Here is a 19,833-nt window from a genome sequence, read left to right as displayed (position 1 = left end):
TGCGAAGAAAGTGAATCGCCTGCGTCGATTTACTTCTCGACGACGGCGAAGAGGTCTTCCTCGCGCATCACCAGCAGTTCGTCGCCATCGACCTTGACGGTCTGGCCGCTGTACTTGCCGAACAGCACACGGTCACCGACCTTGATGTTCAGGGCGACGAAGTCACCCTTGTCGTTGCGCTTGCCCGGGCCCACGGCCAGGACTTCGCCCTGGTCGGGCTTCTCGGCGGCGTTGTCGGGGATGACGATGCCGGAGGCGGTCTTGGTTTCCTGTTCCAGGCGCTTGACGATCACGCGGTCGTGCAACGGACGAAGCTTCATATCATCTCCTTGGGAGTCTCAGTAGGCAAAGCGAAGAGCACCACGCAAGTGAGCACTCATTCATTGGTGTGGATCGGGAGGTTCGGCACCGCCGTTGGCCTGCCCTGGGTCCAGCGTCTTCCGACTACTAGCACTCGCGACAGACGAGTGCTAACAAACGGATTATAGGGGCCGATCCCGCGCTTGCAAGCGCCCGCCCGTCGTCCCGCGCCGGCGCGGGGTCAGCCGCTGCGCGCGGCAGGTGCCGCCCGGCCGCGCGACTCGCGCCGGGCCACCCACAGCGTGGCGGCGCAGATCACCACCCCGCCCAGCACCGTGGACTGGCTGGGAATCTCGGTGAACAGCAGCCAGCCCATCAGCGCCGACCACACGAGGTCGAGGAACTTGGCCGACTGCGTGGCCGAGATGTCGGCCGACGCGAACGAGCGCGTCACGCAGTAGTGCCCGGCGCTGCCGAGCAGCCCGCACAGCGCGAAGCCCGCCCACTGCCAGGCCGTGAGCCACTGCCACTGCCAGATCGCCAGCGGCAGGCTCAGCAGCGAGACGGTGACCGACTGCCAGACCAGGATGACGCCGGCCGACTCGGTGCGCGTCAGCGACTTCGTCAGCAGGAACGAGGCTGCGAACAGCGGCGCCGAGGCCAGCATCACCAGGTGGTAGCCGCCGCTGCCGCCCGACAGCTGCGGGCCCACGACGATCATCACGCCGGCGAAACCGACCAGCGTTCCGGCCCAGCGTTCCCAGCGCATCGGCTCGCGGAAGACCAGATAGGCGCCGAGCATGATGAACAGCGGCGTGGTGAAGCCGATCGCCGTCATGTCGGCCAGCGGGATGCGCGGCAGCGCCACGAACCACAGGCACAGCCCCACCGTGTGCAGCGCGCCGCGCGCGAAGTGGCCGCCCAGCCGCTGCGGCAGGTAGTTGCCCAGGCCGCGGCGCAGCAGCACCGGCAGCAGCACCAGCAGGCCGAAGAAGTAGCGCAGGAACTGCGCCTGGAAGGGCTGAAGCTCCTGCGTGAGTGCCCGCATCACGGCGTTCAGCAGGCAGAAGAAGACGCCGGAGGCGGTGGCCCAGAGCAGGCCGCGGGTGGTGGGGCTCCAGTGCGCCGAGCGTGCGCGCAGCCGGTCCCAGGGCGAGGTCGACGTCATTGCCGCGCATGATGCCCCGCCGCGCCACAGGCCGCCGTGGCCGCGCCATGATGCGGCGATCGTGGGCACGCCGTGCCCGTGCGGTCGTGGCAGGCAGTCGGAGGTGGGGCATGGGCGCACAGGCGGTGGGCGGACGCTTCGAGCAGTCCTTCGTGTTCCACATGATCCGCGACTTCTTCCTCCTGCTGCTGCTGGTGGCCGCAGTGGAACTGGGCATCCGCTACGCGCTGCTGCGGCTGGACTTCAGCCGCCAGGAGCCGGCGCGCGTGGCGCAGGCGGCCCAGCGGCTGGCCGAGGACGTGAGGTCGATCATGCTGAACTCCGGCGGTCCGCTCGCGGCGCAGACCGTCTACCCGATCCTGGACCGCAACCACGAGGACCTGGGACTGTCGATCGCCGTGCTGCCGTCGCCGGTGACGGTGGAGTCGATGCAGGTCAGCTTCAAGATGGACGTCCGCGGGCTGCAGCCGCGCTGGCCCGAGGGCATCCACCGGGAGGCCACCGCAGCGCTGAAGGCCGAGCAGTTCTGCCTGAACTGCCACGTCAAGGCCCGTGTCGGCGACGTGCTGGGCACGGTCAGCGTGCGCAGCTATCTCGCGCGCAAGGAAGCCGTCTGGTGGCAGGAGGTGCGGCTGACCGCGGGGGCGCTGAGCCTGAAGATCCTCGTCCACACGGTGCTGCTGTTCCTGCTGCTGAAGGTGCGCATGGAGCCCCTGCTGGCGCTGCGCTCCACCGTCTCGGGGCTGGCGCGCGGCGTGATGGACCTGTCGCCGCGCGCTGCGGTGAAGACCGCCGACGAGTTCGGCGAGCTGGCCCAGGACCTCAACCACTTCCTCGACCGCATCGGCGGCGTGGTGCAGGACCTGGACCGCGTGCTCGGCGAAGTGGTGCAGGTGGGTGCGCGCCTGGGTACGCTGAACCGCGGCCTGGAACGCCAGGTGGAGACCATGCGCGAAGCCTCGCTGCGCCTGCTGGGCGACGGCGCGCAGCGCAGCCTGCAGACGCAGCTGGTGGCGGCGCGCGAAGGCGGCGCCTATGCCGCGCTGGACCGCACGGTGGCGCAGACGCTGGCCGTGCTGCCGGGAGTGGCTGCAGCGGCGGACGGCCCGGGCGCCGGCGCGCAGCAGGCGCCCGCGCTGCGCCTGCTGCACGAGCAGTTGTCCGAGCTGCGCGCCAGCTTCGGCGCCGTCAGCGAGGCCCTGCAGGCGCTGGCGCCGCCGGTGGCGGTGGCCGAGGCGCAGCGCGCCGACTACCAGGCCTTCGCGCAGTCGCTGCGCGAGATGGCGGTGCTGGAAGCGTCGATGCAGAAGGTCGCCGAATCGGGCCAGCAGGTGCTGCAGCGGCTGTCGCAGGGGCGGGCCGCGTAGGGATTTCGGCCACGGGCACGTCCGCGCCGGCGGGCGCCACTACCATCCGGCGCGGTGGTTGTCTGAAGGAGAGCGAGATGCAGCGAGTCGCGACGTGGTCGCCGGTGGGCGTGCTGGTGTTGCTGGCGGGCCTGTCGTTGCCCGCTGCGCACGCCGCAGAGCCGCTGCCCATCTTCGACGCCCACCTGCACTACAGCCACGACGCCTGGGAGCGCCTGCCGCCCGCGCGCGCCGTTGCCATCCTGCGCCAGGCCGGGCTGCGCGCGGCGATGGTCTCCAGCAGCAGCGACGACGGCACGCAGAAGCTCTATGCCGAGGCGCCCGACCTGGTGCTGCCGGTGCTGCGGCCCTACCGCACGCGCGGCGAGCTCGGCAGCTGGATGCACGACGCCAGCGTCGTGCCGCACCTGCAGGCGCGGCTGCAGAAGTACCGCTATGTGGCCATCGGCGAATACCACGTGTACGGCGCCGACGCCGACCTGCCGGTGGTGCGGCGCGTCGTCGAGCTGGCGCGCGAGCACGGGCTGTACCTGCACTCGCATTCGGATGCAGACGCCATCGAGCGCCAGTTCCAGCAGGATCCGAACGCCCGCATCCTGTGGGCGCACGCCGGCTTCGACAGCCCCGAGCGCGTGCGCGAGATGCTGCGCAAGCACAAGAACCTGTGGTGCGACCTCGCTTTCCGCAGCGAACACGCCAGCGGCGGGCAGGTCGACCCGGCCTGGCGCGCCGCGTTCCTGGAGTTCCCGGACCGCTTTCTCGTCGGCACCGACACCTTCACGCCCGAGCGCTGGTACTACGTCGTCGAGCACGCGAACTGGTCGCGCCAGTGGCTGGCCGACCTGCCACGCGAGGTGGGCGAGCGCATCGCGTGGAAGAACGGCGAGCAGCTGTTCGGCAGCATGCGCGCGCGGCTGAAGGGCGGGCCTTGAGGCGCAGGCACGCGGCGATGCCAACGATGGTCGGGGCGGTGCTGGCCGGGCTGGTGTTGCCGGCAGTGGCCTGCCCGTTGGCCGGGGCCGTGCTGCAGGCCGGCGCTGTGCAGGCCGCCTGGCGCGTGGCCGGCGGCGCCGCGATCGCGGTCGGCCGCCACTTCACCGTCGAGGTGCAGCTGTGCCCGGCCGGGGCCGCGCTGGCGCGGGTGGATGCGACGATGCCCGAGCACCGCCACGGCATGAACTACCGGCCCAGCCTGCACCCGCTGGGTGATGGCCGCTGGCGTGCCGACGGGCTGATGTTCCACATGGCCGGTCGCTGGGAACTGCGGCTCGACGTGGCCCACGGCGGCCGCACCGAGACGCTGCGCACGGCGATCACGCTGCCGTGAGCCGGCGCCGTCGTGCGTGGTGGGCGGCGCTGCTGCTGGCAGTGCCCGTGGCGTGCGTCGCGCAGGTGCTGGACTTCAGCGCCGACGAGCGCCAGCGCATCCTGCAGCACGGCCCGTGGCCGTTGCCGCCGCAGGCCGATGCCTCCAACCGCGTGCAGGCCCGGCCCGAGGCCGTGGCGCTGGGGCGGGCGCTGTTCTTCGACACCGGCCTGTCGCGCAGCGGCGCAATGGCCTGTGCCACCTGCCACCAGCCGGCGCGTGCCTTCAGCGACGGCCAGCCCACGGCCCGGGGCGACCGCAACACGCCGGGGCTGCTCGACGCCGGCCAGCACCGCTGGTTCGGCTGGGGCGGCGAACACGACAGCCTGTGGGCCGCCAGCCTGGCGCCGCTGCTGGCGCCACACGAGATCGGCGCCACGCCGGCCACGCTGCTGGCGCGTCTGCAGGCCACGCCGGCGCTGCTCCGCCGCTACACCGCGCTGTTCGGTGCACCGCGCGCCGACGAGACGCTCGCGGTGCACCTGGCCAAGGCACTGGCCGCCTACCAGGCCACGCTGGTGTCTCCGCGCACGCCGTTCGACGACTTCCGCGATGCGCTGGCCCGAGGCGACACGGCCGCGGCGGCACGTTACCCGCTGGCGGCGCAGCGCGGCCTGCGGCTGTTCATCGGCGAAGGCCGCTGCGCGGTCTGCCATGCCGGTCCGCTGTTCAGCAACGGCGAGTTCGCCGACATCGGCGTGCCCTTCTTCACGCGCGAGGGCGTCGACGCCGGGCGCTGGGCGGGCATCGCGGCGGTGCGGTCCAGCCGCAGCAACCGGCTCGGGCCGTGGTCCGATGCCGGCCCGGACGATGCGCGTGCGGTCGGGACGCGCCACGTGCTGCGCGAGCCGCGCCACTTCGGCGAGTTCCGCGTGCCCGGCCTGCGCCAGCTGCAGCACACGGCGCCGTACATGCACAACGGCAGCCTGGCGTCGATCGAGGCCGTGGTGCAGCACTACTCGGCGCTGAACGAGGAGCGCCTGCATGCCGACGGCGAGCGCATCCTGCGGCCGCTGCGGCTGGACGACCGCGCCGCAGCCGATCTGGCGGCCTTCCTGCGCAGCCTGTCGGCGCGTTGAAGGGCGCGGTCAGTGGCGGCCGGGGTTGCCCGGCGCCGAGCCGTCGTCGTCGCCGTCGGCCGGCGGCTGGGCCGCGACGCGGTAGCTCTCGGTGGCCCAGGCGCCCAGGTCCAGGTTGCGGCAGCGTTCGCTGCAGAACGGCCGCCAGCGGTTGGCGCTGTTGTAGACCGTGGGCGTCTTGCACGCCGGGCAGGGCACGAGCCGGTCGGCCATGGATCAGGCGCAGAGCGTGAGTTCGAAGGCGGTGTCGACGGCCGCGGCACGCAGCCGGCCTTCGGCGTCGGGCTTCATCATGCGCACCGAGACCATCAGCCGGTGGCCGGTGATCTCGGGCACCGGGCCTTCCGCGCTGTCCAGCCGCACCCGCAGCAGCTGGTAGACCTTGCCGGCGGGCAGGCTCTGCTGGTACTGGCCGCCGCTGGCCACCACGCGCTGCGGGCTGCCGCTGTCGCGCAGCAGGCCCAGCAGCACCTGCAGGGCCTCGGCCAGCGGCGTCAGGGTGCCGATCCAGCCGGCCAGGTCGGCACGGCGGCGCTCGGGCTGCAGCTGCTGCCAGGCGTAGTACGCGGGCAGGTCGAACTCGCAGGTGCCGCCGGGGATGCTGATGCGGCTGCGGATGCTCATCAGCCAGTCGTTGCTGGCCAGGCCGTGGCCGGCCTTGCCCTGCAGCTGGTTGAGGCCGTTGAAGGCGTGGTCGATGCGCGCCACCACCTCGTCGAGCGCGGCTTCGCTGATGTGCGGGTTGCCGCGGTAGCTGTTGAGCTGGGCCTTGTGGCGCTCCAGTTCCTTCAGCAGATCGCTCTTGAGGTCGGCGCGCGAGGCGACGTCCATGATCTCGAAGATCGTCGCGAGCGCGAAGTGGTGGTCGACCGCGGCGTCGCGCGCGACCAGCTGGCCGAGGCGGTCGAACAGGTGTTCGAGCCGCAGCATCGTGCGGATGCCCTCGTTGAACGGATATTCGTACAGGACCACAACGCTGCGCTCGACCGGAGGTTCAGTGCGCGGGATTGTTCCACAGTGCCCACAGGCCCCGCACCTCGTGCGCAAGTTGTTCGATCGGCAGGCCGTCGTTGTAGAGCACCGCATCGGCAATGCGGCGCCGTGCGGCGCGTGGCGCCTGCTGCGCGATGACGCGGCGCACGGCGTCCTCCGTCCAGCCCGAGCGCGCCATCACGCGCTGGACCTGCGTGGCCTCGTCGCAGTCGACCACCAGCACGCGCTGCACGCGCTGGCGCCACTGGCGTGATTCGGCGAGCAGCGGCACGTCAAAGACCACGGTGGCGCTGCCGGCGGCCGCGGCCCGCGCGTGGGCCTCGGCGCCGATCAGCGGGTGCAGCACGGCTTCGAGCCGGGCCTTGGCGCCGGGGTCGGTGAAGGCCAGCGCGCGCATGCGGTCACGGTCGAGTGCACCGTCGGGCGCCACGATGCCGGCGCCGAACGCAGCGGCCAGCGCCGGCATCGCCGCACCGCCGGGCAGCGTGAGCGCGCGTGCGATGGCGTCGGTGTCGACGAGGCAGGCGCCGCAGCCCACCAGCATGCGGGCCACGGTGCTCTTGCCGCTGCCGATGCCCCCGGTGAGGCCGATGCGCCGGATCGGCGGGCTCAGGCCCAGCCCATCCATGCCAGCACCTGGGGCAGCCCGACCAGCAGCACGCCGACGCCGCCGCCGGCCAGGAACGGGCCGAACGGCACGAAGCGGCCTTCGCGCAGCGAGCCGCCGAGCTTCATGCCGATGCCGACCACGGCGCCCAGCACCGACGCGAACAGCACGATCGGCAGCACGGCCTGCCAGCCGAGCCAGGCGCCGAGCGCGCCGAGCAGCTTGAAGTCGCCGTAGCCCATGCCTTCCTTGCCGGTGGTGAGCTTGAACAGCCAGTACACCGACCACAGCGACAGGTAGCCCACGGCGGCGCCTGTGATGGCGCCGACGGCGTCCAGGCCCGGCAGCCAGCCCGCGGCCGCGGCCACGAGGCCGGCCCACAGCAGCGGCAGCGTCATCGCGTCGGGCAGGACCGTGGTGTCCCAGTCGATCAGCGCCAGCGCCAGCAGCACGGCAACCACGCCGCACCACAGCAGCGTGGCGGGCTGCGCACCGAGCTTCCAGCCGACGGCGGCGAACAGCAGCGCCGTGGCGACTTCCACCAGCGGGTAGCGGGCGCCGATCGGCGTCTTGCAGGCCGAACACCGGCCCTTCAGTGCCAGCCAGCTGAGCACCGGGATGTTCTCGTACCAGCGGATGCGGTGGCCGCACGACGGGCAGCGCGAGCCCGGCCGCGCGATGCCCAGCGGCTGCAGCGCGCCGAGCGACTTCTCGAGCGTGCCGCCGGCCTGCGCCAGGCCGGCCGGCGCGTCGGCGCCGAAGATGCGCCGGTACCCGTCGCGGTCGGCCAGCTGCCCGGCGACGTCGGCCCACCACTGCCGCTCGAGCAGCAGGGGCATGCGGTGCACGACGACGTTCAGGAAACTGCCGATCACCAGCCCCAGCAGGGCCAGGGCCGCCGGATGCAGCAGCAGGTCGAGCGGCGGCACCGTCAGACGACCGCACCCAGCTTGAAGATCGGCAGGTACATCGAGACCACGATGCCGCCGATCAACACGCCCAGGATCACGATGATGAAGGGCTCCATCAGGCTGGACAGGCCCTTGACCATGTCGTCGACTTCCTCTTCGTAGAACTCGGCGCACTTGGCCAGCATGTGGTCGAGCGAGCCCGATTCCTCGCCGATGGCGGACATCTGCAGCACCATGGTCGGGAACACGCCGCTGGCCGTCATCGACGTGGTGAGCGCCGAGCCGGTGGACACGTCCTTCTGGATCTGCTCGGTGGCCTGTGCGTACACGGCATTGCCCGAGGCGCCACCGACCGAGTCCAGCGCCTCGACCAGCGGCACGCCGGCCGCGAACATGGTCGACAGCGTGCGCGTCCAGCGCGCGATGACGGACTTGTTGATGAGGTCGCCGAAGACCGGCACCTTCAGCAGCAGCCGGTCCATCGTCATCTGCATCTTCTCGGAGCGTTTCCAGCTCTCGAAGAAGAAGTAGCCGCCGCCGATCAGCAGCCCGAAGATCGCCCACCACCAGGTGACGAAGAACTCGGAGAGCGCGATCACGAACAGCGTCGGCGCAGGCAGGTCGGCGCCGAAGGAGCTGAAGACTTCCTTGAACGCCGGGATCACGAAGATCATGATGACCGTCAGCACGACGAAGGCGGTCACGATGACGGCGATCGGGTACATCAGCGCCGACTTGATCTTCTGCTTCAGCGCCATCGTCTTTTCCTGGTAGATGGCCAGGCGGTCGAGCAGCGCTTCCAGGATGCCGCCGGCTTCGCCGGCTTCCACGAGGTTGCAGTACAGCGAGTCGAAGTACAGCGGGTGCTTGCGGAAGGCCGCCGACAGGCTGGTGCCGGTCTCGACGTCGCCGCGGATGTCGGTCAGCAGCTTGGTCAGGCGCGGGTTCGCCGCGCCGCGCGCCACGATGTCGAACGACTGCAGCAGCGGCACGCCCGCCTTCATCATCGTCGCCAGCTGGCGCGTGAAGATGGCGATGTCCTTCTGCTTGATCGCGCGGCCGCCGGTGGTGCGGCGCTTCTTGACCTTGTTGACGAGGATGCCCTGCCGGCGCAGGCTGGCGCTGACCACGGACTCGCCGCCGGCCCGCATCTCGCCGCGCACGATCTTGCCGTTCTTGTCCTTGCCTTCCCACTCGTAGATCTGATCCTTCGAGGCGGACTTCGCGCGGGCGGAAGCTGCTGCTGCTGTGGCCATGGGGCTGTGGGTGTGGAAGTTGATCGGTTTCGGGCGCGGCGGTGCGCAGGCTACTCGTTCGTGACCGTGATGATCTCTTCGAGTGTCGTCACGCCCAGGCGCACCTTGACGAGGCCGGACTGGCGCAGGTCGCGCACGCCTTCCTTCTGCGCCTGCATCGCGATGTCGAGCGAGGTGCCTTCGGCGAGGATGATGCGCTGGATGGCTTCGGTGATCGGCATCACCTGGTAGACGCCGACACGGCCCTTGTAGCCGTTGTTGCAGGCCGAGCAGCCCACCGCGCGGTACGGGCGCCAGCTGCCGTCGAGGTCGGTGTCCTGGAAGCCTGCCTTCAGCAGGGCTTCGCGCGGATATTCAGCCGGCTTCTTGCAGGTCTCGCAGAGCTTGCGCGCCAGGCGCTGCGCGGTGATCAGCAGCACGCTGGCAGCGATGTTGAACGGCGCCACGCCCATGTTCAGCAGGCGCGTCAGCGTGGTCGGCGCGTCGTTCGTGTGCAGCGTGCTCATCACCAGGTGGCCTGTCTGCGCCGCCTTGATGGCGATGTCGGCGGTGTCGAGGTCGCGGATTTCGCCGACCATGATGATGTCCGGGTCCTGGCGCAGGAAGGACTTCAGCGCTGCCGCGAACGTGAGGCCCGCGCGGTCGTTGACGTTGACCTGGTTGATGCCCGGCAGGTTGATTTCCGCCGGGTCTTCCACCGTGGCGATGTTCACGCCGGGCTGGTTCAGGATGTTCAGGCAGGTGTACAGCGACACCGTCTTGCCCGAGCCCGTGGGCCCGGTGACGAGGATCATGCCGTAGGGCCGGCCGATGGCCGCCATCAGCCGGTCCTTCTCGATCTTCTCGTAGCCCAGCGCCTCGATGCCGAGCTTGGCGCTGGACGAGTCGAGGATCCGGATCACGACCTTCTCGCCGAACAGCGTGGGCAGCGTGCTGACGCGGAAGTCGATCGCCTTGTTGCCGAACTTCAGCTTCATGCGGCCGTCTTGCGGGACCCGCTTCTCGGCGATGTCCATGCGGCTGATGACCTTGATGCGCGAGGCCAGCTTTTCCTTGATGGCGATCGGCGGCTGCGTGATCTCGCGCAGTTCGCCGTCGATCCGGAAGCGCACGCGGTAGTGGTATTCGTAGGGCTCGAAGTGCAGGTCCGACGCACGCGCGTTGATGGCGTCGATCAGCATCTTCTGCAGGAAGCGCACGACAGGCGCGTCTTCCACCTCGGTGGCGACGTCCTGGGTGTCGGCAGCGGCGCCGTCGTCCTCGGTGACGTCGAACTCGAAGTCGCCGCTGGTGAGGGTCTCCAGCGCCTCGCTGGCGCTGGTGTTCTGCGCCTCGACCTGGCGCATCAGCTTGTCGTACTCGACGATCACCCATTCCGGCGTCAGCTGCGTCGCGAACTTGATGCGTTCGGCGGCCTCCTGGTCGGTGGGGTCGGCGGCGGCGATGAACAGGCGGTTGCCGCGCTTGCCCAGCACGACCACCTGGTACTGCGCCGCCGTCTTGCTGTCGACGATGTTGCGCGGCAGCTTCTGCAGGTCGACCGCGTTCAGGTCGAGCAGGGGCAGGGCCAGGGCCGTGGACAGCGTGTGCGCGAGTTCGTCGGACTTGACGGCGCCGGCGGAGACGACGGCGGCGATGAAGCTGGTCTTGCGCTCGCGCGCCTGCTTGGACAGGTCTTCGGCGGTCTTGGCGCTGAGCTTGCCGGCATGCACCAGCACACGCGCCACGCCCGAGAGGGCGGATTGCTGGGTCTCGACAAGCGTGTCGGCGGCCATCGGGATCAGTTCACACTGCGCATATCCGAATCATCATCGCCGATCCGGTAGGGCATGTAAACGGCGCAACAGCGCCGTAATTCGCGGGTTGATCGCCGCTTACCAACGGTTTCGTCGTGGCGCCGGCAGCAGGGCCGGTACGCCGAAGGACAACCTGGTCGGGGTGAGAGGATTCGAACCTCCGGCCTCTACGTCCCGAACGTAGCGCTCTACCAGGCTAAGCTACACCCCGATGTGGCGGACGCCGCGCAAACGCGCTGGCATCGCCTTCAGGCCGGACCCGTCATGAAGACCGGTGAACTGCCCGAAAACACAATTCTAGCAGAGCTCCGCGCGCCTCCGATTCCGGCAGCACGAACAACGACTCGCGGGCCTTGTCCGCCTGCTCCTGCGCCGCCTCGCGCGTGGCGTCCAGTGCCCCTGTGCGGCGCACGATCGCCAGGATGTCCGGCAGCTTCTGCTGTTCGCCGTGCTCGATGGCGTGGCGGATGAGTTCACGCTCGGCCGCGGTGCCGCGTTCCATCGCGATGAGCAGCGGCAGCGTGGGCTTGCCCTCGCGCAGGTCGTCGCCCACGTTCTTGCCGAGTTCGTCGCTGTTGCCTTCGTAGTCGAGCAGATCGTCGACGAGCTGGAACGCCGTGCCCAGCGAGCGACCGTAGTCGGCGCAGGCTTCCTCGACGGCCGCCCCTGCGCCGCCGAGCACCGCGCCCAGCCGCGCGCTGGCCTCGAACAGCTTGGCGGTCTTGTAGCGGATGACGCGCAGGTACTCATCGACCGCGAGGTCGGGGTCGTGCATGTTCATCAGCTGCAGCACCTCGCCTTCGGCGATGACGTTGGTGGCATCGGCCAGCACTTCCAGCACACGCATGTTCTTCACAGACACCATCATCTGGAACGAGCGCGAGTACAGGAAGTCGCCCACCAGCACGCTGGCCGCGTTGCCGAACATCGCGTTGGCGGTGGCGCGGCCTCGACGCAGGTCGGACTCGTCGACGACGTCGTCGTGCAGCAGCGTCGAGGTGTGGATCAGCTCCACGGTGGCCGCCAGCTCGTACTGATCCGGCCCGTCGTAGCCGAGCGCGCGTGCGAACAGCAGCACCAGGCGCGGCCGGATGCGCTTGCCGCCGGCACCGACGATGTAACGCGAGATCTGGTCGATCAGAGCCACGCGTGACGACAGCCGCTCGCGGATGACGGCATCCACCTGGCGCATGGCGGCCTCCATCGGGTCGACGACGGGAAGCAAAGGGGCTTGGGTTTCGAGCACTGACAGCGCCGGTTGATTGCTCGCGATTATAGGAAACCCGCATCGGCGCGCTGAGCTCGCGGTGGTGCGCCCGGCGCCCGTCCGCCAGCGAGTCCGAGGCGTGCTATACTGGAAGGCTCTGCGCCAAAGGCAGCCGTGCGTGTGAAGCGTGCGGGGCGGGTGCGGTTCTTTGAAAGGTCACACATGTACGCGGTCATAAAAACCGGTGGCAAGCAATACAAGGTTGCAGCCGGCGAGAAGATCAAGGTAGAACAGATTGCTGCGGACGTGGGCCAGGAAATCGTGATCGAACAGGTCCTCGCCGTCGGTGAGGGCGCGGACCTGAAGGTCGGGACTCCCTGGGTCGCGGGCGCCACCGTGAAAGCCACCATCGTGGCGCACGGCCGGCACGACAAGGTGCGCATCTTCAAGATGCGTCGCCGCAAGCACTATCAGAAGCACGGCGGCCACCGCCAGAACTACACCGAGCTGTCGATCAGTTCGGTGAACGGTTAAGGAGTTCTGAACCATGGCACAGAAAAAGGGCGGCGGCTCCACCCGCAACGGCCGCGATTCGCAGCCGAAGATGCTGGGCGTGAAGGTGTTCGGCGGCCAGACCGTGTCGGCTGGCTCGATCATCGTGCGCCAGCGCGGCACCAAGTTCCACCCCGGCACCAATGTCGGCGTCGGCAAGGACCACACCTTGTTCGCGCTGGTCGACGGCAACGTGTCGTTCAAGGTCAAGGGCGCGTTGAACCGCCAGACGGTGTTCGTGACGCCGGCCTGAGCCGACGGCACCTGCAACGCCAAGCCCCGGCCCGCCGGGGCTTTGTCTTTTGAGAAGCGCCCCACCATGAAGTTCGTCGACGAAGCCACCATCGACATCGCGGCCGGCAACGGCGGCGCCGGCTGCGTGAGCTTCCGGCGCGAGAAGTTCATCCCGTTCGGCGGCCCCAACGGCGGCGACGGCGGGCGCGGCGGCAGCGTCTACGCGATGGCCGACCGCAACATCAACACGCTGATCGACTACCGCTACGCGCGCCGCCACGAGGCGAAGAACGGCGAGCCGGGCCGCGGTTCCGACCAGTTCGGCGCCGCCGCCGACGACATCGTGCTGCGCATGCCGGTGGGCACCATCGTCAGCGACGCCGAAACGGGCGAGGTGCTGGTGGAACTGCTGGAGCACGAGGTCAAGGTGCTGCTCGCCAAGGGCGGCGACGGCGGCTTCGGCAACCTGCACTTCAAGACCAGCACCAACCGCAGCCCGCGCCAGAAGACGCCGGGCTGGCCCGGCGAGGCGAAGAAGCTCAAGCTCGAACTGCGCGTGCTGGCCGACGTCGGCCTGCTGGGCATGCCCAACGCGGGCAAGAGCACGCTGATCGCCGCGATCTCCAATGCGCGGCCGAAGATCGCCGACTACCCGTTCACGACGCTGCACCCGAACCTGGGCGTGGTGCGCGTGGGACCGGAGCGCAGCTTCGTCGTCGCCGACGTGCCGGGCCTGATCGAAGGCGCCAGCGAAGGCGCCGGCCTGGGCCACCAGTTCCTGCGCCACCTGCAGCGCACGCGGCTGCTGCTGCACGTGGTCGACATGGCGCCGTTCGACGACGCGGTGGACCCGGTCAAGCAGGCGCGCGCCATCGTCGCCGAACTGAAGAAGTACGACCCGAAGCTGCACGCCAAGCCGCGCTGGCTGGTGCTGAACAAGCTGGACATGGTGCCCGAGGACGAACGCGACGCGCGCGTGAAGGACTTCGTGAAGCGCTACCGCTGGAAGGGCCCGGTCTTCGCGATCTCGGCGCTGGCCCGCGAAGGCCTGCAGCCGATGGTCGAGGCCATCTGGCACCACGTGGCCGCGGAGCAGCGCGACAAGCCGCTGCCCGACCTGCGGTTCGACACCCCGATCGGCGATGTCTAGCCCGGTCCTGCAAGGCGCGCGCCGCATCGTCGTCAAGGTCGGCTCCAGCCTCGTCACCAACGAAGGCAGGGGCGTCGATGCCGACGCCATCGCCAACTGGTCGCGGCAACTGGCTGCACTGGCGCGCGACGGCCGCGAGATCGTGATGGTCTCCAGCGGCGCCATCGCCGAGGGCATGAAGCGCCTGGGCTGGACCACGCGGCCCAAGGAACTGAACGAGCTGCAGGCCGCCGCCGCAGTCGGCCAGATGGGCCTGGTGCAGATGTACGAGAGCAAGCTCTCGGAGCAGGGCATGCGCAGCGCGCAGGTGCTGCTGACGCACGCCGACCTGGCCGATCGCGAGCGCTACCTGAATGCCCGCTCGACGCTGCTGACGCTGCTGGCCATGCAGGTCATCCCGGTCATCAACGAGAACGACACCGTCGTCAACGACGAGATCAAGTTCGGCGACAACGACACGCTGGGCGCGCTGGTGGCCAACCTGATCGAGGCCGACGCGCTGGTGATCCTCACCGACCAGCGCGGCCTGTACGCCGCCGACCCGCGCAAGCAGCCCGATGCACGCTTCATCGACGTCGCGACGGCCGGCGACCCGGCGCTCGAGCTGATGGCTGGCGGTGCCGGCTCGAGCATCGGGCGCGGCGGCATGCTGACGAAGATCCTGGCCGCCAAGCGGGCTGCCGGCAGCGGCGCGAGCACCGTCATCGCGTGGGGCCGCGAGCCCGACGTGCTGCTGCGCCTGGCACGCGGCGAAGCCATCGGCACGGCGCTGGTGGCCGGCACGCCGAAGCTGGCGGCGCGCAAGCAGTGGATGGTCGACCACCTGCAGCTGCGCGGCGCGGTGGTGGTAGACGACGGCGCGGTGGCCAAGCTGCGCGACGAAGGCAAGAGCCTGCTGCCGATCGGCGTGGTCGACGTGCAGGGCGAGTTCGCGCGCGGCGACGTCATCGCGGTGCGCAGCATGGCCGGGGCCGACATCGCACGCGGCCTGGCCAACTACGCCTCGGGCGAGGCGCGGCTGATCGCCCGCAAGGCCTCGTCGCAGATCGAAGCGCTGCTGGGCTACTCGAACGAGCCCGAGATGATCCACCGGACCAACCTGGTCCTGGTCTGACGGCGCCTCAGTCGGCCGGCGACGGGGACGGCAGTGCTGGCTCGCCGCCAGCGCCGCGCTCGTCGTTGCGCTGCGAGCGCATGCCCGAGCGCAGGAAGCGGTTGTGGTGGTTCACGCGCGGCAGGTAGCGCGACAGTTCGGTCAGCGCCATCTCGTAGACGCCGCGCTTGAACTCGATCACCACGTCCAGCGGCACCCAGTACTCGTTCCAGCGCCAGGCGTCGAACTCCGGGTGGTCGGTGGCACGCAGATTCATGTCGCTGTCGCGGCCCAGCAGGCGCAGCAGGAACCAGATCTGCTTCTGGCCCTTGTAGTGGCCGCGCGCGTCCTTGCGGATGAAGTGCTCGGGCACCTCGTAGCGCAGCCAGTCGCGTGTGCGACCGATGATCTGCACGTGCTCGGGCAGCAAGCCCACTTCTTCGTGCAACTCGCGGAACATCGCCTGCTCCGGCGATTCACCGTGCTTGATGCCGCCTTGCGGAAACTGCCATGAGTGCGTGCGCAGTCGCTTGCCCCAGAAAACCTGGTTCCGCGCGTTCAGCAGCACGATGCCGACGTTGGGCCTGAAGCCTTCCCTGTCGAGCATAATCGGACCCCGAATTTGTGACTGATTTCATTATTGCACCCGGCCGGTGCGGCACGCGAACTCTCGCTTTCCCGCATGCGGGCTTTCGCTGCCGCAGGGCCTGTTGCCACGTCGACAAGAGCCCGCCATGAAAGCCTCGCAGACCTTCGTTTCCACCCTCAAGGAAGCCCCCGCCGATGCCGAGATCGTCAGCCACCGGCTGATGATGCGCGCCGGTTTCATCAAGCGGCTGGGCGCGGGCATCTACAACTACATGCCGATGGGCCTGCGCGTGATCCGCAAGGTCGAGGCCATCATCCGCGAGGAGATGACGCGTGCCGGTGCCGTCGAGCTGCTGATGCCCGTGGTGCAGCCCGCCGAGCTGTGGCAGGAGACCGGCCGCTTCCAGGCCTACGGCCCCGAGCTGATGCGCGTGAAGGACCGGCACGACCGCGACTTCGTGATCCAGCCCACCAGCGAAGAGGTCATCACCGACATCGCGCGCCAGGAGCTGCGCAGCTACAAGCAGCTGCCGCGCAACTTCTTCCACATCCAGACCAAGTTCCGCGACGAGCGCCGGCCGCGCTTCGGCGTGATGCGCGGGCGCGAGTTCACGATGAAGGACGCGTACTCGTTCGACCGCGACAAGGAATCCGCGCTGAAGAGCTACGAGACCATGTTCCAGGCCTACAAGCGCATCTTCGACCGCTTCGGCCTGCAGTACCGCGCCGTGGCCGCCGACACCGGTGCCATCGGCGGCGACGCGTCGCACGAGTTCCAGGTCATCGCCGACACCGGCGAGGACGCCATCGTCTACTGCCCCACCAGCGACTACGCCGCCAACATCGAGCTGGCCGAGGCGCTGCCGCTGATCGCCACCCGCGCTGCGCCCGCGCAGGCCTGCGTGAAGACACCGACACCTGGCAAGGCCACCTGCGAAGACGTGGCCGCGCTGCTGGGCCTTGCGCTGACCAGCACCGTGAAGTCGCTGGTGCTGGCCACCGACGACAAGAACGAGGCCGGCGACATCGTGAAGACCACGGTCTGGCTGCTGCTCGTGCGCGGCGACCACAGCCTCAACGAGATCAAGGCCGGCAAGGTCCCGGGCCTCAAGGACGGCTTCCGTTTCGCCACGGTCGGCGAGATCGAGGACCACTTCGGCTGCAAGCCCGGCTACCTCGGCCCGATCGGCACGAAGAAGCCCGTGCAGGTGGTGGCCGACCGCACGGTGGCCGCGATGAGCGACTTCGTCTGCGGCGCCAACGACGCCGACTTCCACTACACCGGCGTCAACTGGGGCCGCGACCTGCCGGAGCCGGCCCTGGTCGCCGACATCCGCAACGTCGTCGCCGGCGACCCCAGCCCCGATGGCCAGGGCGTGCTGGCGATCCAGCGCGGCATCGAGGTCGGGCATGTGTTCTACCTCGGCACGAAGAAGTACAGCGTGCCGATGAAGGCGCACTTCCTCGACGAGAACGGCAAGCCGCAGCCCTTCGAGATGGGCTGCTACGGCATCGGCGTCACGCGCATCCTGGGCGCCGCCGTGGAGCAGAACCACGACGAGCGCGGCATGATCTGGCCCGATGCCATCGCCCCGTTCAGCGTGGTCATCTGCCCCATCGGCTACGACCGCAACGCCGAGGTGCAGGCCGCCGCGCAGCAACTGCACGACGACCTGGCGGCGCTGGGCGTCGATGTCGTGCTCGACGACCGTGGCGAGCGCCCTGGCGCGATGTTCGCCGACTGGGAACTGATCGGCGTGCCGCACCGTGTGGTGCTGTCCGATCGGGGGCTGAAGGCCGGCACGGTGGAAGTGCAGGGCCGCCGCGATGCCGCCGCCACGACGGTGCCGCTGGCCGAGGCGGTGGCCTTCGTGAAGGGGCGCCTGTCGGCGTGACGGCGGACGAATCCGGCCGGCTGGCCCGCCGCATGCTGCTGGCGCTGCCGCTGGCGGCGGCGTGGCGCGGTGCGCGGGCCGGCGCGCAGGTCGAGGAGCCGCTGGCCAACGCCGTGCGTGGCGCGCTCAGCGCGGCGGTGGCCGATGTCGCCCCGCCCAAGCCGCGCTTCGACAAGGTCGAGGACCGGCTGGCCTACCTGCGCTGGCTGGGCGCGGCCAGCGAACGCCTGAAGCGGCGCAAGTCCGAGGCGCTGACGCGCATCGAGTTCCTCGAGACCGTGTGGTACGAGAGCCGCCGTGCCGGGCTCGAGACGGCCCTGGTGCTGGGCCTGGTGCAGGTCGAGAGCGGCTTTCGCAAGTACGCCATCAGCAGCGCAGGCGCGCGCGGCTACATGCAGGTGATGCCCTTCTGGGCGCGGCTGATCGGCGATGGCGACCCGTCGCGGCTGTTCCACATGCAGACCAACCTGCGCTTCGGCTGCGTGATCCTGCGCCACTACCTCGACATCGAGCGCGGTGACCTGTTCCTCGCGCTGGGGCGCTACAACGGCAGCCGGGGCCGCGCGGAGTATCCCAACCTGGTGTTCGGCGCCCGCCGCGCCTGGCAGATCCCGGCCTGAGCCACCGCGCCGTGGAGGCCTACAGGCCGTTCCAGGCCTTGGGTGCCGCACCCTGCAGCTGCAGCAGCGACAGCACGCGCTCGACGCTCTCCGCAACCAGCTCGTCGATGCTCTCCGGTCGGTGGTAGAAGGCCGGCAATGGCGGAAAGATGATCGCGCCCATCTCGGTGGCCGCCGTCATGTTGCGCAGGTGGGCCAGGTTGAACGGTGTCTCGCGCACCATCAGCAGCAGGCGGCGGCGCTCCTTCAACGTGACGTCGGCCGCGCGCGTGAGCAGGTTGTCCGACAGCCCGTGCGCGATGGCGCCCAGCGTCTTCATCGTGCACGGCGCCACCACCATCGCCGCGGTGTCGAAGCTGCCGCTGGCCACGCAGGCGCCCACGTCGCCGGGCGCGTAGGCGTGGTCGGCCAGGGCCTCCAGCGCACGCCGGTCCAGGCCCAGTTCGTGGTGCACGTTCAAGACCCCGGCGGGGGTCACGACCAGGTGCGTCTGCACGCCCAGCTCGCGGGCGCGCTGCAGCAGCCGCACGCCGTACACCGCGCCCGTGGCGCCGGTGATGCCGACGACCAGCCGCTGCGCCGGCACGTCAGCCCTTGTTCAGCAGCTGCTGCAGCTCGCCCGACTGGTACATCTCGGTCATGATGTCCGAGCCGCCGACGAATTCACCGTCGACATAGAGCTGCGGGATCGTGGGCCACTGCGCGTAGTCCTTGATGCCCTGGCGCACGTCTTCGTCCTCGAGCACGTTGAAGGTCTTGAAGTCGTTGACGCCGCAGGCCTTCAGCACCTGCACGGCGCGGCCGGAGAAGCCGCACTGCGGGAACTGGGCCGTGCCCTTCATGAACAGCACGACCTTGCTGCCCTTGACCAATGCGTCGATGCGCTGTTGAACGTCGCTCATGGGCTGACCCACCTCGGAAGACTTATGAAGCCCAGAGGATAAGCCAAGGGCCCTGCCCGGGTCGGCGGCGGGGCGTTGCCCGCGCTGCGTCAGAACGCGTAGCGCACGCCCAGCTGCAGCACCGGAGACAGCCGCAGGTCGCGCCAGGCGCTGTCGAAACCCTGGTTGCCGAACACCGCGCGGCCCAGGCCGCGGGCGGCGGCGGGATTCTCCAGCGCCAGGCCGAGGTCGGCGGTGACGCCCCAGCCACCCTTGAGCGCCAGGCCGGTGTAGCCGATGCCCAGGTAGGGCTGCGTGTCGACCGGCTCGTCGCCCAGCCGCGGGCCGCGCAGGCCGGTCTGCAGCAGCCCGCTGGTGGCGCGCAGGCCGCCCAGCGTGGCCGGCAGGCGCAGCCCGGGTGCGTCGAAGTAGTAGTCGCCGAGCACGGCGCTCGTGGTGGTGCCTGCGGCCGGCCCCGCCGCGGCAGGCTGGCGGTCCAGCAGCGACACCGGCGCCAGCTGCGTGTTGCCGACCGTGAGCCTGGCGTGCCACTGCGGCCAGACCGTCTGCTCGTCCGGCAGTGCCAGCCCCTGCCCGGCAGCGGCGAGCGCGGTGTGCAGGCAGCAGGCGGCAGACACCAGGGCAGCACGGGTACGCATGGCAGGCTCCTGAAACGAGTCTTCATGATGCGCCCGCTGCGCCGTCCGTGGCATCCCATGTCGACGCCAGCGGCGCATTTGCGTGCTCCAGGCCGTGAAAAACCGCCGTTC

The 19,833-nt window shown here is 69.8% G+C and carries 23 protein-coding genes and 1 tRNA gene; 10 read left to right on the top strand and 14 right to left on the bottom strand.

The genetic code is table 11. The features are described from left to right. Positions 1-29 precede the first annotated feature (29 nt). Entirely contained in the window at positions 30-320 is a 291-nt protein-coding gene (groES, locus tag ACPOLB_RS12605) for a co-chaperone GroES (protein ID WP_054018942.1), read from the bottom strand. Between the two features lie 221 nt (positions 321-541). Further along, positions 542-1,468, bottom strand: a complete 927-nt coding sequence (locus tag ACPOLB_RS12600; RefSeq protein WP_425261711.1) for a DMT family transporter — start codon at positions 1,466-1,468, stop codon at positions 542-544. 110 nt (positions 1,469-1,578) lie between these two features. Here ACPOLB_RS12600 and ACPOLB_RS12595 point away from each other — a divergent pair, with 110 nt between their 5' ends. From ACPOLB_RS12595 to ACPOLB_RS12580, 4 genes are all read left to right on the top strand, one after another. Beyond that, entirely contained in the window at positions 1,579-2,835 is a 1,257-nt protein-coding gene (locus ACPOLB_RS12595) for a HAMP domain-containing protein (protein WP_425261710.1), read from the top strand. 77 nt (positions 2,836-2,912) lie between these two features. Further along, the gene (locus tag ACPOLB_RS12590) at positions 2,913-3,767 is read left to right on the top strand and encodes an amidohydrolase family protein (RefSeq protein ID WP_425261709.1); all 855 of its coding nucleotides are present in this window, start codon (positions 2,913-2,915) and stop codon (positions 3,765-3,767) included. A gap of 17 nt (positions 3,768-3,784) precedes the next feature. Beyond that, positions 3,785-4,162 carry a hypothetical protein gene (locus tag ACPOLB_RS12585; protein ID WP_425261708.1) on the top strand — a complete coding sequence of 126 codons (378 nt, stop codon included), beginning with the start codon at positions 3,785-3,787 and terminating at the stop codon, positions 4,160-4,162. Beyond that, positions 4,159-5,280, top strand: a complete 1,122-nt coding sequence (locus tag ACPOLB_RS12580) for a cytochrome-c peroxidase (RefSeq protein WP_425261707.1) — start codon at positions 4,159-4,161, stop codon at positions 5,278-5,280. Before ACPOLB_RS12585 ends, ACPOLB_RS12580 begins: the two co-directional genes overlap by 4 nt. 9 nt (positions 5,281-5,289) lie before the next feature. On the opposite strand, the gene ACPOLB_RS12575 is transcribed toward ACPOLB_RS12580, so the two are convergent. The 8 genes from ACPOLB_RS12575 to ispB form a co-directional block, all read right to left on the bottom strand. Then, on the bottom strand, positions 5,290-5,493 hold the full coding sequence (locus ACPOLB_RS12575) for a DNA gyrase inhibitor YacG (protein ID WP_425261706.1): 204 nt from the start codon (positions 5,491-5,493) through the stop codon (positions 5,290-5,292). Positions 5,494-5,496: 3 nt separating this feature from the next. Next, a complete protein-coding gene (gene zapD, locus ACPOLB_RS12570; RefSeq protein WP_425261705.1) occupies positions 5,497-6,252 on the bottom strand; it encodes a cell division protein ZapD in 756 nt (251 codons plus the stop codon). A 22-nt stretch (positions 6,253-6,274) separates the two neighbouring features. Continuing rightward, positions 6,275-6,901: a dephospho-CoA kinase gene (coaE, locus tag ACPOLB_RS12565; RefSeq protein ID WP_425261704.1), complete on the bottom strand. Its 627-nt coding sequence runs from the start codon at positions 6,899-6,901 to the stop codon at positions 6,275-6,277. Beyond that, on the bottom strand, positions 6,883-7,809 hold the full coding sequence (locus ACPOLB_RS12560; protein ID WP_425261703.1) for a prepilin peptidase: 927 nt from the start codon (positions 7,807-7,809) through the stop codon (positions 6,883-6,885). Before ACPOLB_RS12560 ends, coaE begins: the two co-directional genes overlap by 19 nt. A 2-nt stretch (positions 7,810-7,811) precedes the next feature. Continuing rightward, positions 7,812-9,047, bottom strand: coding sequence for a type II secretion system F family protein (locus ACPOLB_RS12555; RefSeq protein WP_425261702.1), 1,236 nt, complete (start codon positions 9,045-9,047; stop codon positions 7,812-7,814). A gap of 50 nt (positions 9,048-9,097) precedes the next feature. After that, positions 9,098-10,822: a type IV-A pilus assembly ATPase PilB gene (pilB, locus tag ACPOLB_RS12550; protein WP_425261701.1), complete on the bottom strand. Its 1,725-nt coding sequence runs from the start codon at positions 10,820-10,822 to the stop codon at positions 9,098-9,100. Positions 10,823-10,977: 155 nt separating this feature from the next. Beyond that, positions 10,978-11,054: transfer RNA gene (locus ACPOLB_RS12545), tRNA-Pro, on the bottom strand. 51 nt (positions 11,055-11,105) lie between these two features. Next, positions 11,106-12,035 carry an octaprenyl diphosphate synthase gene (gene ispB / locus ACPOLB_RS12540; protein WP_425261700.1) on the bottom strand — a complete coding sequence of 310 codons (930 nt, stop codon included), beginning with the start codon at positions 12,033-12,035 and terminating at the stop codon, positions 11,106-11,108. Positions 12,036-12,272: 237 nt separating this feature from the next. Between ispB and rplU the strand changes: the two genes are divergently transcribed. From rplU to proB, 4 genes are all read left to right on the top strand, one after another. Continuing rightward, positions 12,273-12,584 carry a 50S ribosomal protein L21 gene (gene rplU, locus ACPOLB_RS12535; RefSeq protein ID WP_425261699.1) on the top strand — a complete coding sequence of 104 codons (312 nt, stop codon included), beginning with the start codon at positions 12,273-12,275 and terminating at the stop codon, positions 12,582-12,584. Between the two features lie 13 nt (positions 12,585-12,597). Next, positions 12,598-12,855 carry a 50S ribosomal protein L27 gene (rpmA, locus tag ACPOLB_RS12530; RefSeq protein ID WP_425261698.1) on the top strand — a complete coding sequence of 86 codons (258 nt, stop codon included), beginning with the start codon at positions 12,598-12,600 and terminating at the stop codon, positions 12,853-12,855. Positions 12,856-12,921: 66 nt separating this feature from the next. After that, positions 12,922-13,986, top strand: coding sequence for an Obg family GTPase CgtA (cgtA, locus tag ACPOLB_RS12525; protein ID WP_425261697.1), 1,065 nt, complete (start codon positions 12,922-12,924; stop codon positions 13,984-13,986). Beyond that, entirely contained in the window at positions 13,979-15,100 is a 1,122-nt protein-coding gene (gene proB / locus ACPOLB_RS12520; RefSeq protein WP_425261696.1) for a glutamate 5-kinase, read from the top strand. Before cgtA ends, proB begins: the two co-directional genes overlap by 8 nt. A gap of 7 nt (positions 15,101-15,107) precedes the next feature. On the opposite strand, the gene ACPOLB_RS12515 is transcribed toward proB, so the two are convergent. Further along, complete coding sequence (locus ACPOLB_RS12515; protein ID WP_425261695.1) at positions 15,108-15,686, bottom strand: RNA pyrophosphohydrolase; 579 nt, start codon at positions 15,684-15,686, stop codon at positions 15,108-15,110. Positions 15,687-15,813: 127 nt separating this feature from the next. Here ACPOLB_RS12515 and ACPOLB_RS12510 point away from each other — a divergent pair, with 127 nt between their 5' ends. Next, complete coding sequence (locus tag ACPOLB_RS12510; RefSeq protein WP_425261694.1) at positions 15,814-17,562, top strand: proline--tRNA ligase; 1,749 nt, start codon at positions 15,814-15,816, stop codon at positions 17,560-17,562. Between the two features lie 32 nt (positions 17,563-17,594). Then, a complete protein-coding gene (locus ACPOLB_RS12505; protein WP_425261915.1) occupies positions 17,595-18,182 on the top strand; it encodes a lytic transglycosylase domain-containing protein in 588 nt (195 codons plus the stop codon). 19 nt (positions 18,183-18,201) lie between these two features. Here the strand turns inward: ACPOLB_RS12505 and ACPOLB_RS12500 are convergent, their stop codons facing one another. From ACPOLB_RS12500 to ACPOLB_RS12490, 3 genes are all read right to left on the bottom strand, one after another. Next, complete coding sequence (locus tag ACPOLB_RS12500) at positions 18,202-18,768, bottom strand: UbiX family flavin prenyltransferase (RefSeq protein ID WP_425261693.1); 567 nt, start codon at positions 18,766-18,768, stop codon at positions 18,202-18,204. A gap of 1 nt (position 18,769) precedes the next feature. Continuing rightward, positions 18,770-19,084 carry a Grx4 family monothiol glutaredoxin gene (gene grxD / locus ACPOLB_RS12495; protein WP_425261692.1) on the bottom strand — a complete coding sequence of 105 codons (315 nt, stop codon included), beginning with the start codon at positions 19,082-19,084 and terminating at the stop codon, positions 18,770-18,772. Positions 19,085-19,173: 89 nt separating this feature from the next. Then, positions 19,174-19,722, bottom strand: a complete 549-nt coding sequence (locus ACPOLB_RS12490; protein WP_425261691.1) for a hypothetical protein — start codon at positions 19,720-19,722, stop codon at positions 19,174-19,176. Between the last annotated feature and the right edge of the window lie 111 nt (positions 19,723-19,833).

The organism is Rubrivivax soli (genome assembly GCF_049810355.1).
Taxonomy (GTDB): Bacteria; Pseudomonadota; Gammaproteobacteria; order Burkholderiales; family Burkholderiaceae_C; genus Rubrivivax.
Note: the sequence above shows the minus strand (reverse complement) of the source record. Positions and strands in the feature narration are given on the sequence as shown.